This is a genomic window from Lonsdalea quercina subsp. quercina (assembly GCF_000688695.1).
Classification (GTDB): domain Bacteria; phylum Pseudomonadota; class Gammaproteobacteria; order Enterobacterales; family Enterobacteriaceae; genus Lonsdalea; species Lonsdalea quercina_D.
In genome coordinates this window covers 171,840-184,490 of sequence record NZ_JIBQ01000010.1, presented here as the reverse complement: position 1 = coordinate 184,490, position 12,651 = coordinate 171,840, and the positions used below count along the sequence as shown (strand labels likewise).

Below are 12,651 nucleotides of genomic sequence, written 5' to 3'. Positions count from 1 at the left end.
CATAGACGTAGGGGATAAGCGAGATAAAGTCAGAACGTATCCGCGAGGATACGTTCTGTTTTTTTGGCGATTACGCCACGTGTTGCAGGAACTCGCGCAGACGTTCGCTGGGGGGATGACTGATCAACGCGTCCGGTTCGCCGTCTTCCGCGATACGGCCTTTATCGATGAAGATCAGGCGCGATGCGACTTTCTGAGCGAAACCGACTTCGTGGGTGACGATGACCATCGTCATACCTTCTTCCGCCAGATCTTTCATTACGGTCAGAACTTCGTGACGCAGCTCCGGGTCAAGCGCCGAGGTGGGCTCATCGAACAGCATCATCTTCGGTTTCACCGCCAGCGCACGTGCAATCGCCACGCGCTGCTGCTGACCGCCCGAGAGTTCGGAAGGGTAGTGATGCGCCCGTTCGGACAGCCCCACTTTTTCCAGCAACGCCATCGCCTGCTTCTCTGCCTCTTCCTTACTGGCGCCGCGGACGCGAATAGGACCGAAAGCCACGTTTTCCAGCGCGGTCATCTGTGGGAACAGATAGAACTGCTGAAAGACCATGCCGGCTTCCTGACGGATGAGGCGTTCATCCACTTTGGGATCGTTCACTTTCAGCCCGTCGACCACCAGCTCTCCGCTGGTAATCTCTTCGAGTTTGTTGATGCAGCGCAGCAGGGTGGACTTCCCAGAGCCGGAAGGGCCAATAATCACCACGACTTCGCCCTGATTAATTTTCAGGTCGATATCATGGAGAACCTGTGTTTGCCCATAGTGTTTAGAAACGTTTTTAAATTCAATCATATAATTTTAAGTCTTCTTTCCAGACGGCGCAGAAGGAAGCTCAGCACCAGCGTAATAACCAGATAAATCACGGCGACCGCACTCCAGATTTCCAGTGCGCGGAAGTTCCCGGCGATGATCTCCTGCCCCTGACGGGTCAGTTCAGCAACGCCGATGACGATAAACAGCGAAGTATCCTTGATGCTGATAATCCATTGGTTGCCCAACGGCGGCAGCATCCGGCGCAGCGCCAGAGGAGCAACGACATAGCGCAAGGTGTCGCGACGAGACAGACCCAGCGCCATACCGGCTTCCGAAAAGCCTTTATTGATCGATAAGACTGAACCGCGGGTGATCTCCGCGATATACGCGCCTGAGTTAATCATGATGGTGACGACGGCGGCGGCGAATGGGTCGATGCGAACCGAGGTCAGGATCATCGGCAATGCGAAGTAGATGAACATCACCTGTACGACAATCGGCGTACCGCGAATGATTTCGATAAACACCAGCGCGATACGGCTGGATATCCAGTTGCCGTAAACGCGCACGAACCCCGCGAATACGCCAATAATGACGCCACCCAGCAGACCCAATACTGAAATTAACAGGGTCATTTTGGCCCCTTCCATCAGAAGGGGCAGGGAAGGCCAAATGGCACTCCAATCAAACTGCATGAAATTTCTCCACAAACTAACGGCGATTATTTAGGTTCAGTACCGAACCATTTCTGATAGATAGCTGCATAGGTGCCGTTTTCACGCAGGGTTTTCAGCGCACCGTTCACCCGTTCGCGTAACTCGCTGTTTTTCGGGAAGGCGATGCCGTACTGCTGGGCTTTGATGGAGTCGCCGACGGCTTTGAACTGACCGTGGCCGGCGGTTTTGATGAAGTAGAGGATGTTGGGTGTGTCGTGCAGCACCGCATCGGCGCGATTCGTCGCCAACTCCATATAGGCGTTGTCGATGTTCGGGAACTGACGCAGGCTTTTGGTTTTGATATTGGCTTTCGCGTAGTCTACGGAGCCGGTGCCGCTCTTCACAGCGACAACTTTATCTGTCAAATCCTGCTCGCCTTTAATTTCTTGATTATCGGCTTTCACCATCACCAGCAAACCGCTGTCGTAGTAGCCGTCAGAGAAATCGATCGCCCGTTTACGTGCATCGGTGATGGTGATGCCGGCTAGCGCGACGTCGATATTGCGGGTCTGCAGCGCCGGAATAATACCGCTGAAATCCATTGGCTTTAGGGTGTAGTTCACATTTAACTGTTTGGCGATGGCGTCCCACAGGTCGATATCGAATCCAACGTATTTGTCGCCTTGCTTGAACTCGAAAGGTACAAACGCGGTATCGGTTGCTACGATCAGCGGCTTATCAGCCGAATGACTGCTGAAGCTACAGGCGAGCACAAGGGCGGCTACCGAAGCTTTGAGAAATGACTTCATTGGTTGTTTCCTATAAATACAGTTGTATTTCACTGTTTTTGAGGAGTAATGCTGTCGCTGCGAGCGGGATTCACACAGCGTCTACAGCAGGTTTTGGAGCGGTACCGCCTGTGTTTTTGTCACAGACGTTTTATGTGCACACTGCACCAATATGATTAACTTAATTGACTTGGAGTGACAACTGTTGATTCGCCTGTAGGCTAAATATTCGGGGTTTGAGGTTTTTTTTTGTACATCCTGACGAGAAATGCTTCAGGAAGCGAAAAGTCTGCGGGGCGGGGAAAAGGGTGTGACAGAAACAAGCAGACCGCCCATAGGGCGGTCTGCAACAGCATCATTAATCCTCAGGGATTATTCGATGTTGGATTCGATGAACCACAGGAATTTGTCCAGGTCACGCGAAGCGGCGGTCAGAATGTCAGCCGTATCTTCGTCTTCGGTCGAAACAATACCTTTACGGGTTTCGTTGGCGACGATACCGTAACGTTCCGCCAGCGCTTTCAGGTGGTCCTGAACGTTATGAATGTCGGTAGGGTAGCTTTTCAGCGACGTATTCGCGTTGATCGCCTGAGTAGTGCCCAGTGCGACGCCGCCCAGCTGTACGACACGTTCTGCGATGGTATCCAGATGGTCGACGATGGTGGTACGGAAAGTGTCCAGCATTTCGTGAACACCGATGAAGTTCGCGCCACGCATGTTCCAGTGGGCCTGTTTGGTGATCAGTGACAGGTCAGTAAAATCAACAACCAACTGGTTCAGCAGTTTGATGGTGGAAACTTTAATTTCGTCATCCTGATCGTTCAGCGTGTAACGGAGTTCTGAAGAGGTGGGTTTTACCAGTTTAGCTGTACGCATAAGTGTTGCCCTCTTAATTCATTAATCATTAGATTTGATGTTCAACGGAGGTAATTATAGCAGCTCCACCGAAAGCGGTTGGATAAATTTGCCTATCGAACAGATAGACACTAACGTTAAAGTTTAATGACATCAAAATGTTATCGCAAATTACTCGCATTATCATCAGCGGGGCGCCTAGCTAAACAGCCTGTTTTTCATCAGCTATTTTCTTTGTTGTTCTCGCACCCACGATGAAACAATGACTCAGGGTGAATCCTGAGCATGTCATTTCCGAAGCATCGTTTGTCATAAGCCGGTCCCTGTTATAAATAACCGTTTTCGTCTCGACAGTATGCTTTGCACAGTGGATGTATGCCCCTAAATAGAAATGACACTTCTACCGGTAAAAATTGAGTTTCCAATCCGACAACGGTTCAGGCCGATAACTCGAATAAGAGCGCCCTGACGAATTAATTTTGTAGAAAAATCGTACGCAATGTAACAGCAGGTTTTTGACCGATTGTCGAAGGGCTGGAGCCATGGTAATGATAACAAAACTCGCCTGCTGATTTTTTGACAGCATGACCTTAGGCTGTAGGAAAATATTTGGCATGTAGAACTTTGGGCAACTTTGTTTTGTTACCTGCTAGCATGAATTTAAAAACTTGCCAGTTTTAAGCCTTAATTTTTTTATAATTCTTTTCGTTGGCTATTCTTTTTTGTCGAAAAAGTCCCTTTCGGAAAGGGGCTGTATAAAGAATGAGCGTAAATAATTAAAAAAAGAGAACAAAATCATTAATGGATAAATTATTTGCTAATCATTTACCATTGCTGACTTTAATTTACGTAGTGTTTGTGTATTGGCGTCTTTTTTCGTGTGATGCGCATGAATCGGAATTTTCTGTATTTTTGATTCTTTGCGCTTTAAGTTTTTATGACAAGGTTTCTTTTGTTAACTCAATGAAATTGAAAGGGTTACCTAGTTTAAGAAAATCCTTGTTACATGTTTAACCCAATTGAAAAGTATTTGAGGCTCAGCAACAACGCGGATTTGTTGTTATATTTATAGCGCTTTAATATTCTTTCATAAGAGTGATTCGAGGCTGTATATGAAAAAAATTGCGTGTCTTTCAGCTTTGGCTTGTGTTTTAGCCGTAAGTGCCGGTTCTGCGATGGCTGGCGAGAGTACTGTATCTGTAGGTTATGCCCAGGGTGATGCTCAAGGCGTTATGAACAAGCTCCCGGGTTTCAACCTGAAATACCGTTATGAATTCGACAACTCCCCGCTGGGTGTGATCGGTTCATTCACCTACCTGCAAGATAGCCAGACCGTAAATAACGTCTACCAGAAAGGGACTTATTACGGCTTCAGCGCTGGTCCTGCTTTCCGCTTCAACGACTGGGCAAGCATCTACGGTGTTGTCGGTATGAGCAGCGGTAAGTACACCCACAACGCTGACAACGGTACTGCAAACGCTAAGAACGATGATGTTGGCGTTGTATACGGTGCCGGTCTGCAGTTCAACCCAATGCAGAACGTTGCGCTGGATGTAGGTTACGAACAGAGCCGTATCCGCAGTGTTGATGTTGGCAGCTGGAACGTTGGCGTAGGCTACCGTTTCTAATTCCATCAAGACGTTGACCTCTCTCGGGGTTTAACTGTGTCTGCAAAACCCGCTTCTCGGAGCGGGTTTTTTTATGCTTCGGTGTCATGGCCTTTTTCGCTTTTTGTCCGCTCACTATAGATATAGACCCCATCATCAGCGCTTCGTTCCGTTTATTTTGGCTTGTTTTGCCCAATCCTATTTCCTATCTCGTGAGGCAAGAAATCTGATGTGTCGTACACGTATCGTGCCGTCTGGCTGTTGCCTATACTGGTACTACGACCTGCTTCTTTCGGGAGAGCTTCATGCCTTTACCTCAATCTGTGACTCCGCAAATTGCGCAACAATTACTCAAGATGGGCGCGGTGCTGGTGGATATCCGTCTGGCCGACGAGTATGCGCGTGAACATATCCCCCACTCGGTGTCTTGTCCGATGGCATCACTGAATGTCGATAAGCTGCAAGAAGCCCTCTCCGGCGCGAATAGCGTGATTTTTTTGTGTCTTTCAGGGATGCGATCTTCTCAGCATCGCGCACAACTGGCTGAGGCGGCGGGAGTGGCCCAGACCTATCTGCTGTCCGGCGGATTACAGGCGTGGAAACGGGCGGGCTTACCCATTATGAAAGGTAAGCGACCGACGATCGATATCATGCGGCAAGTTCAAATCGTCGCGGGCGCCACGGTGTTGGCGGGGGTGATTTTGGGCCAGGCGATGCACCCGGCATTTTATTGGCTGGCGGGGTTCGTCGGGGCTGGACTACTGTTTTCTGGCGTTAGTGGCTATTGCAGTTTGGCGCGCGTTCTCATGCGCATGCCGTGGAATCGTGAACGTTAGACAGGGCCTGTGCATGCGGCTTGAATGAGGGGTAAACTCAGCCGTCATGCCATTGTTTTTGTGTATTTCACGAGGCGTTGTATTCGAGGTAACGTGTTGGAATGCAGAGAAAAAGAGAATAAAAATGGCGATCCTTCTAAAAGCTGTACTCGGCGCACTGGTTGTTGTGCTGATTGGACTGTTAGCAAAGACACGTAATTATTATATCGCCGGACTCGTGCCGCTCTTCCCTACCTTCGCCCTGATTGCTCACTATATTGTAGGCACCGAACGCGGGCTGGATGCGTTGCGATCGACCATCTTGTTTGGCATTTGGTCGGTTATCCCTTACCTGATTTATCTCATTTCGCTCTACTATTTCACGGATACGATGAAGTTGGCGCAGGCGCTAGCGGCCGCCGTGGTTTGCTGGTGTATTTCCGCGGCAGTATTGATCAAGATCTGGAGCTGGTATCACGGTTTGTAGCCCGTCAACAGAGCGATCGAGGGGAGGGGGGATTTCTACCACTCCCAGGGAAACCATTCAGAGGTCATCAAATACATGATGACTTCCGTTAAGACGACAATAGTCAGTAAAAGAATCAGTTTTTTTCTCCACAGCCAGTCGCTCAATGACATGATTGTTTACCTCTCTCTTCATCATGTTGTGCATTAAAACCGCGCTAGATCATGTATAGCGTATCAGATGACGTGCTTTTTGGAGCTAGTCTGTCCGCTATTTTCCTTTGTGTTGGCTAGCTGTTTCTTGATTATTGAGAAAAGAAAAGGTGTTTGACTGTCTAAATTAGAGGAACCCCGAAAAAGATTATTTTCGGGAATGAAATACGCGCTGTAAACAATCAATTGAAAATAACCCTTGCTTAACTTTTTAGTACATGCGTTAATGCACTCATCGGTTTGGCATACAGACCTTATGTAAAGCATTTTAGTAAAGCAGTTCTCAGTTCAAGCGTTATCCTATCTAGATACCTCTTTTCCGTGAGTCTTCTCCTAAGCGCCTATAAATAAATTCTGCTAACAGACCATGTTTGTCGCTCTAACGCGACCTCGAAAATAAAGGAAGTATCTATGTCTGATAAAATGACTGGTTTAGTAAAATGGTTCAACGCTGATAAAGGTTTTGGTTTCATCACTCCGAGCAATGGTAGCAAAGACGTGTTCGTTCACTTCTCTGCCATCCAGGGTGATAGCTTCAAGACCTTGAACGAAGGCCAGAAAGTTGAATTCTCCGTTGAAAACGGTGCAAAAGGTCCTTCAGCTGTCAACGTTGTCGCTGAATAATCTTTTCTGAATGTTGATGTTGGTTACGATAGCGAAGAAGGGAATACCCGGAGCAGTTAATCAGCATCATCTGAAATAATGAATAACGCATAAATATTAATAAAAATATTCCCAGCGTTATTGATTTATTTCACAAAAAACGCCTCATGTCTTCATTGATATGAGGCGTTTTTTTATGCTTGAGTCGGTGTGCTGATTATTTGGCATTTCTCGAATCGAGCGACGTCAATTATCCCCAGACGATCGCCGCCCAGCGGAACAACAGCAGAACGATAATAATCAGTATAAGTGTAAGAACCATCTTCCAGTGTTTCTTGGCGAATAATCGGGACACTCATCCTCCTGGGTTTCGATGGCGAAGAAGAGGCTCAATTCGAACTCTTTTGATAAATCTACACTCCATTTTAGCCATAATTTCATACCTCGATAGGCCTAAAGCGAAAATGACCCTGCGGGCTCTGGCGGTGAAGGTATAAGGATTGATGCAAAAAAGCTGAAATTTGAAGGTTGTTATCTCGCCGCTCATTATATGGGGGCTGGCCTTATGACATGCGCTATAGCAATCAGGATAAACTCACTTTCTCCCTGCTTATCAGTGCCGACCAAGGTTCAATTCCGGAGATGGTTGCGCCGTTGCGGCATTCTGCGGACGGTGTCACTGATAATTACAACCGCAGATTGCGGTAATTTATGGCTGATGAACTGGCGCACAGGCGTCAAGTGAGGCATTGGCTTTCGTTGTGTTAAGTTCGTCGGATAACTTCAACACGTGCCGGTGAGATGGATGGTAGATCAAGGGGGTCGATACACAGCAGATTCGTTAAAAGGCGGGTAAGCCATACGGGACAGCATCAAGAATGAGGGCTTCTGTTCCTAAGAGCACGGCATTTTTTCTGGGAGGGGATGCTATCAATGGATGAATGAAAAGCGCATCGCGGCTTTCCATTCATCAGCATCGATTACCACATCAAATCATCAGGCACTTTAAAGTCGGCGTACGGATCTTCTTCATCCTGCTCTTCCTGACTGAGCGCGCTATTCAACACGATGCTGTTCGCATCGCGCTGAGCAATTTTATCGGCCACGCTAGCGGGGATAATGGCATAGTCACTCTCGCCATTGTTATCTTTCACTAAACGAGCGATGGCAAGACGACCACTGATCAACTGAGTTTGCGTCAGCTTATCCACCACGATCTTCTTGATTAAATTACCATCTGTGAAATTGAAGCCAATATCGCCTCTTGAAATATTGATTCTGTTCATTTCAATTAGCTGTTTCACTTGAGCTTTATACTCTTTGGATAATGCAGCCTGTTTCTGCTGTTCGCTTAACTGCTTATCACGCTCGAGTTGCGCTTTTTTATTTTCTTCTACTGCCGCTCTTGCCTCACGCGCCTGAACTCGTGACTTTTTAGCCGTCCTTTGGACTTTGGCCATTTTTTTGCTGGTCACTAATCCCGCTTTCAGCATCTGTTCTTGTAAGGTGAGTTTGGTCATGTTCGTTTCTAAATCCGTTAAATAATATTGAGATTATACCTGTAATTTCGGAGGCTGTAACAGGTTGCAGGATACCATCCCCTCTGGCTTGAATTTCTAAGGAGCAATGAAGGCGGGCGGGGTCTAATAGCCCTTACGCCTTAACGGGGTGAAACGCAGAATACCCACTTGCAGGGTGCCCTGATGAGCACCGTAGGTTCAGGGAGGCGAAACCTTGATATGAGTCGCCTCTGTTGCGGCATACATTCGCCGAGAAAATGGCCGCCCAACGCGGTAAAAGCCTTTCCTTGACTGAAACTATGTGGGGGCTGTACTTGTAACCCTGCCGACGAGAACGCCGCTGAGGCTGTCAGTGATGCCGAAACGTTGTCTACGATTGACGCGGGATTTCGGCACAAAGGTTTAGACCTTAAGCAATTTCACCGTGGCGTCTATATCTATCTCATCTTCCGTGAAGATTAACGTTGAACCCTGGAAGGTGGTGATCGCGAGTTTTCTCAGCGAACGCATTTCACCCGGTTTAGCTTCTGTTTTCGGCCTGATACATCCCATCAGCGCACCGACAGACAACACCGTATTTTCTTTATCGATGCGGGTATCGGCCGGGACTTCTTCACTGTAAACCAGGAAAGACTTGATGGACGTGAGCTTCACTCGCTCGCCGGCGATATAGATATATTTGCTTTCCGGTATGACTTTTACCGCGTAGGCAGACAAACCCTTGTTGTTGGTGGTAGGTTCGAAAGTCACTGCTGCGTCTTTTTTGATGAGATCAGGGTTGGCGACTTTGATGACATGAAAATAACGGTTGTCCCCATTCTCATCTTGGATAAATCCAAAGCCTTTATCTTTAAACCAGGTTGTGATCGTCCCATTCATCGCCATTACCGCCTATTTGCTCGTTAATCTACGCTATTTTTGCAGCGCGCAGTGTAATGCACAATGACAACGCAGACTATGCCTTTGGCTCAAGTCTCAGTGATATATTTCTAATAGATAAAGGCATCAGCCACGGGAGATAGCGCGAGTCCACTGAGTTTGCACATTGACGGCTGGCTGGAACGAGGCCCCGGTGAGGCTAAACAGGTTGGCGGAGCGACTCAAGTAAAAGAGGGGGAGGGGAGAATGCACTGAAGGATAACAAGAAAAACCGCAATTAAGGCCTTAATCGGCGTCGGTTTTGCTTTAAAGAGCCCTGAGTATCGTTCTCAATCCTGTTCGGGCAGAGGTGCTGGACAGTTATCTCCATCATAAACGCATAAAACTATGCGCTCTTGTGCCCAAGCAATCGTCCGAGCTGACCGTGAAATGCATTAATGTTCCTCGAATCATGCAGTTAAGTCCCGCTGGCGGCAGCGCATCACTGTGGTTAAACTATGGCATTCGCTGTATCGGTCTCTCTGGGAAAACGAATAATTATTTTAAAAGGAATGAGTAATGATTAAGAAAGTTGTATTCGCCGCGATAGTTATCTTTTCGTCATCTGTTCCGGCGAAAACAATGAAAGACTTCTTTTCTGAACATCCTGCACTTTACGAAAATATATACACGAGGCAGGCCATCAAAGAGCAGGCGGATGGCCTGGCGGCTTTAGACGCAATGGGCGAGGATACGTCATTAACCTCATTATCTAAAAAACAAAGCCAGCTGATTCGTGATGAAGGTTATAACTATGCTGACTTGGCATTAAGAGATCTTGTGACTTATTGTGACGATCAAGATTTAGCAACGTTGCATCGTCTGAGAGAAAAGGAATGCGAAATTCTTGCCAGTGAATCGGATAAATAAGTCTCACATGCAACGCTCCTGATAAGCATTGTGTTAGTAAGAGAAAAATGATGTAAAGCCCACTAAGGTGGGCTTTACTGTATGAGTAATCTACCGTCGGTGCATCATCAACAGCTAAACGCTAGTCATATTTTGGAAGACTTCTTTTTCCTGTCAGATATATCGATCCCCAGTGCGTGGAATAAAAAAAACCGCCAAAGCGAGCCTTAATCTGAGGTAACAATTTTTTAGTCAATTATAGGCCTATGGCTCCAGCGCCTTACCCCCATGCTTAACCAAGATCGCGACTATATCATGATGGTTATTCGCTTCCGCTCTGACTAAAGGGCTATATCCCTCACCGTCGATGGCATTGACATCAGCGCCTCTCTTTAAAAGAAAGACCACGATTTCTTTGTTGCCAATCATACTGGCTAAATGCAGCGGTGTATAACCAACGCTATCTTTTGCTTTCACTAGCTCAGGGTTTTCATTCATCATTTGAATGGCCTCACTATTTTTATTCGACCAAATCAGATCGCCTAGATCTGAGCTGCCAGCCAAGCTCGAGAAAGAAAACAACATAGTGAAAATAAAAGATAAAACTAACCTCATGACGTGCTCCATATTTTGGTGATTCATCCATAAATAGAGTGCGAATAATACCAATCATATTAATAAGCGTGAACCTGTTAATTTAGACAGTAGTCATGCCGCTATTGAGATTCTGTCTATAACAAATTCGAGTAAAAACTTGTCTTAGTGCTGATATTCAATATGACGGGATCGATTTACAGCGGTACAAATAAATACTTTCAGCGCTTTATGTAGATTTAGATAATGGGTACGATGTTGGTAATGGGACACTAGTCTCACTGCAGGGCAATGCTTAGCTAACGAGACGTTATCTCCACAAATGTGTAATGACTCAATAATTCACGCTTAGATTAATTTTGATGTTCGCTAGCTTTATGTGAGTTTTATAATAAAGAATGAACAAGAAATCTATAATGTTCAGTAAAAATAGAGTGGATATGCGGTTTTTAAAATCCTTGGTGTTTGTCTGCTAAAATAAAAAATCGAAGTAGTTGTTATTTTGTGAGTTTGGTAATTGATAATGCCATTAATTAATCATCGATTAATTATTAATTTACTCCTGGTCCTTGAGTCTTGAAATAAAGATATAGGAGGTATTTATGCCATGCGAAAGCTATGTCCTAGGCTATTCAGAACGAGAAATGCAAAGGATCGCTTTTCAAGCCGGAATGCTTGACCCTATCACCAAGCGTATGTTGCAAGCCGCCGAAATTAAGGATGGACAAGATATCTTAGATATTGGTTGTGGTTCAGGGTATGTCAGTCAATTGGCAGCTAAATTGGTTGGCGACAGGGGTTCCGTCACTGGTATAGAACAAAGCGAAGCGGCACTAAACATTGCTCGCAGCACAAACCTGAACAATGTCTCGTTCGTACAAGGCCGTTTTGAAAAATATGAATTTGAAAAACAATTCGATATCGTGGTGGGGCGAACGGTTTTACTTTTTCAGGATGACATCATTTCTTTTCTCAGGAGAGCAGCGAAATGGGTCAAACCAGGTGGTTACCTGGCATTTCATGAAATCGATTCTGGTAGGCAATTTCAATCTAAGCCACCGGTGGCGCTTTGGGACCGGACGATGACAGAGCTTCTTCGCCGTTTAGAAAAAGGCTGTCCACAGTATGATATTGGACAACGTTTTGTTCAGGCATTTGATGAAGCCGGGCTGCCAACACCGAATGTCTCTTATTCTATCCCTGTCGCGGGGGGGCGTGCTGAAAATCTCTGTCTTTGGGCTGTTGAAACCTTATGCAGTTTATCCGACCAACCTGAGCGCATCGTGTTTTCAGATGGTGAGGTCATGGACCCTGCGAGGCTCGTGGCCTTGTTGCAGGAGGATATCTTCAACGCAAGATCACAAGTGGAGTTTTTAGGTCAAGCCTGTGCCTGGGTCAAAATCGAATAGAGGGAGCTGTCCAAATCACGATAGGTTATGGCTGCCGTGGATGTGTGCAGCCCAGGACAGTTCACCGGAATCACGTGTTCGTGCAGGCACAGGGCGTTTCAAAAAGGGCTCGATATGTATCGAGCCTGTTTATATTACGGAGTAGACACAGGGTTGGCGTATATAGCGATGCGCAAAACCCACGTCACAGACCTCACGAAATTAATGACGTAAGGCCTGTGTGACGATGGATGAATATATCTCTTTTTTGACGGCCTCTTTTTCATCAGGAAGCTATCCTGAATATTCATTCGGTGACTGACGCAGGGTATAAACAAGTGATTGGTTGAGTCGTATCGCTCTCTCGCAATACAGTGCGTTGTTTTTAGCCATGGCCAGCTCGGTTATCCGTCATCGCATGCAGTATTCACAGCACTCACTATTCTATTGTATTAGTCGTTTTTACTTTGAATTCATTCGCTGAAGCGGATACACACGCCCTCAAGGGTTCCTCCGCGGAAACCCTTGATGGGAATGCTGTACACATCTTTGCTTATCATCCTCTTCAAACTTGGAAATCATCTTGCTGTCGGTATTACCGTGGCGCTCTTCCGATACAGCTTGGT

14 protein-coding genes are annotated in these 12,651 nt (G+C 46.5%); 6 read left to right on the top strand and 8 right to left on the bottom strand.

Going from position 1 to position 12,651, the window contains the following annotated elements:
- Window positions 1-70: 70 nt before the first annotated feature.
- The 4 genes from glnQ to dps form a co-directional block, all read right to left on the bottom strand.
- The gene (gene glnQ, locus SB13_RS11740) at window positions 71-793 is read right to left on the bottom strand and encodes a glutamine ABC transporter ATP-binding protein GlnQ (RefSeq protein ID WP_026740541.1); all 723 of its coding nucleotides are present in this window, start codon (window positions 791-793) and stop codon (window positions 71-73) included.
- Window positions 790-1,449 carry a glutamine ABC transporter permease GlnP gene (glnP, locus tag SB13_RS11735; RefSeq protein WP_026740540.1) on the bottom strand — a complete coding sequence of 220 codons (660 nt, stop codon included), beginning with the start codon at window positions 1,447-1,449 and terminating at the stop codon, window positions 790-792. Before glnP ends, glnQ begins: the two co-directional genes overlap by 4 nt.
- A gap of 26 nt (window positions 1,450-1,475) precedes the next feature.
- Complete coding sequence (gene glnH / locus SB13_RS11730) at window positions 1,476-2,219, bottom strand: glutamine ABC transporter substrate-binding protein GlnH (RefSeq protein WP_026740539.1); 744 nt, start codon at window positions 2,217-2,219, stop codon at window positions 1,476-1,478.
- Between the two features lie 351 nt (window positions 2,220-2,570).
- The gene (gene dps / locus SB13_RS11725; protein WP_026740538.1) at window positions 2,571-3,074 is read right to left on the bottom strand and encodes a DNA starvation/stationary phase protection protein Dps; all 504 of its coding nucleotides are present in this window, start codon (window positions 3,072-3,074) and stop codon (window positions 2,571-2,573) included.
- A gap of 1,091 nt (window positions 3,075-4,165) precedes the next feature.
- Between dps and ompX the strand changes: the two genes are divergently transcribed.
- From ompX to cspE, 4 genes are all read left to right on the top strand, one after another.
- Window positions 4,166-4,681 (top strand): outer membrane protein OmpX, encoded by a 516-nt coding sequence (gene ompX, locus SB13_RS11720; protein ID WP_026740537.1) that lies wholly within the window; start codon window positions 4,166-4,168, stop codon window positions 4,679-4,681.
- 284 nt (window positions 4,682-4,965) lie between these two features.
- Complete coding sequence (locus SB13_RS11715; protein ID WP_026740536.1) at window positions 4,966-5,496, top strand: rhodanese family protein; 531 nt, start codon at window positions 4,966-4,968, stop codon at window positions 5,494-5,496.
- Window positions 5,497-5,620: 124 nt separating this feature from the next.
- Complete coding sequence (locus SB13_RS11710) at window positions 5,621-5,962, top strand: GlpM family protein (RefSeq protein ID WP_026740535.1); 342 nt, start codon at window positions 5,621-5,623, stop codon at window positions 5,960-5,962.
- A 602-nt stretch (window positions 5,963-6,564) separates the two neighbouring features.
- Window positions 6,565-6,777 carry a transcription antiterminator/RNA stability regulator CspE gene (gene cspE, locus SB13_RS11705; protein WP_026740534.1) on the top strand — a complete coding sequence of 71 codons (213 nt, stop codon included), beginning with the start codon at window positions 6,565-6,567 and terminating at the stop codon, window positions 6,775-6,777.
- Window positions 6,778-7,006: 229 nt separating this feature from the next.
- On the opposite strand, the gene yniD is transcribed toward cspE, so the two are convergent.
- The 3 genes from yniD to SB13_RS11695 all read right to left on the bottom strand — a co-directional run bounded on the left by yniD (window position 7,007) and on the right by SB13_RS11695 (window position 9,161).
- Window positions 7,007-7,111 (bottom strand): small membrane protein YniD, encoded by a 105-nt coding sequence (yniD, locus tag SB13_RS18125; protein ID WP_327062251.1) that lies wholly within the window; start codon window positions 7,109-7,111, stop codon window positions 7,007-7,009.
- A 625-nt stretch (window positions 7,112-7,736) separates the two neighbouring features.
- Entirely contained in the window at window positions 7,737-8,276 is a 540-nt protein-coding gene (locus tag SB13_RS11700) for a DUF2058 domain-containing protein (protein ID WP_026740533.1), read from the bottom strand.
- A 402-nt stretch (window positions 8,277-8,678) separates the two neighbouring features.
- On the bottom strand, window positions 8,679-9,161 hold the full coding sequence (locus SB13_RS11695; RefSeq protein WP_026740532.1) for a cold-shock protein: 483 nt from the start codon (window positions 9,159-9,161) through the stop codon (window positions 8,679-8,681).
- Between the two features lie 552 nt (window positions 9,162-9,713).
- On the opposite strand from SB13_RS11695, the gene SB13_RS11690 reads away from it, so the two are divergent.
- A complete protein-coding gene (locus SB13_RS11690) occupies window positions 9,714-10,064 on the top strand; it encodes a hypothetical protein (RefSeq protein ID WP_026740531.1) in 351 nt (116 codons plus the stop codon).
- 243 nt (window positions 10,065-10,307) lie between these two features.
- On the opposite strand, the gene SB13_RS11685 is transcribed toward SB13_RS11690, so the two are convergent.
- Window positions 10,308-10,658, bottom strand: coding sequence for an ankyrin repeat domain-containing protein (locus SB13_RS11685; RefSeq protein WP_026740530.1), 351 nt, complete (start codon window positions 10,656-10,658; stop codon window positions 10,308-10,310).
- Window positions 10,659-11,239: 581 nt separating this feature from the next.
- Here SB13_RS11685 and SB13_RS11680 point away from each other — a divergent pair.
- On the top strand, window positions 11,240-12,046 hold the full coding sequence (locus SB13_RS11680) for a class I SAM-dependent methyltransferase (protein ID WP_026740529.1): 807 nt from the start codon (window positions 11,240-11,242) through the stop codon (window positions 12,044-12,046).
- Window positions 12,047-12,651: the final 605 nt, after the last annotated feature.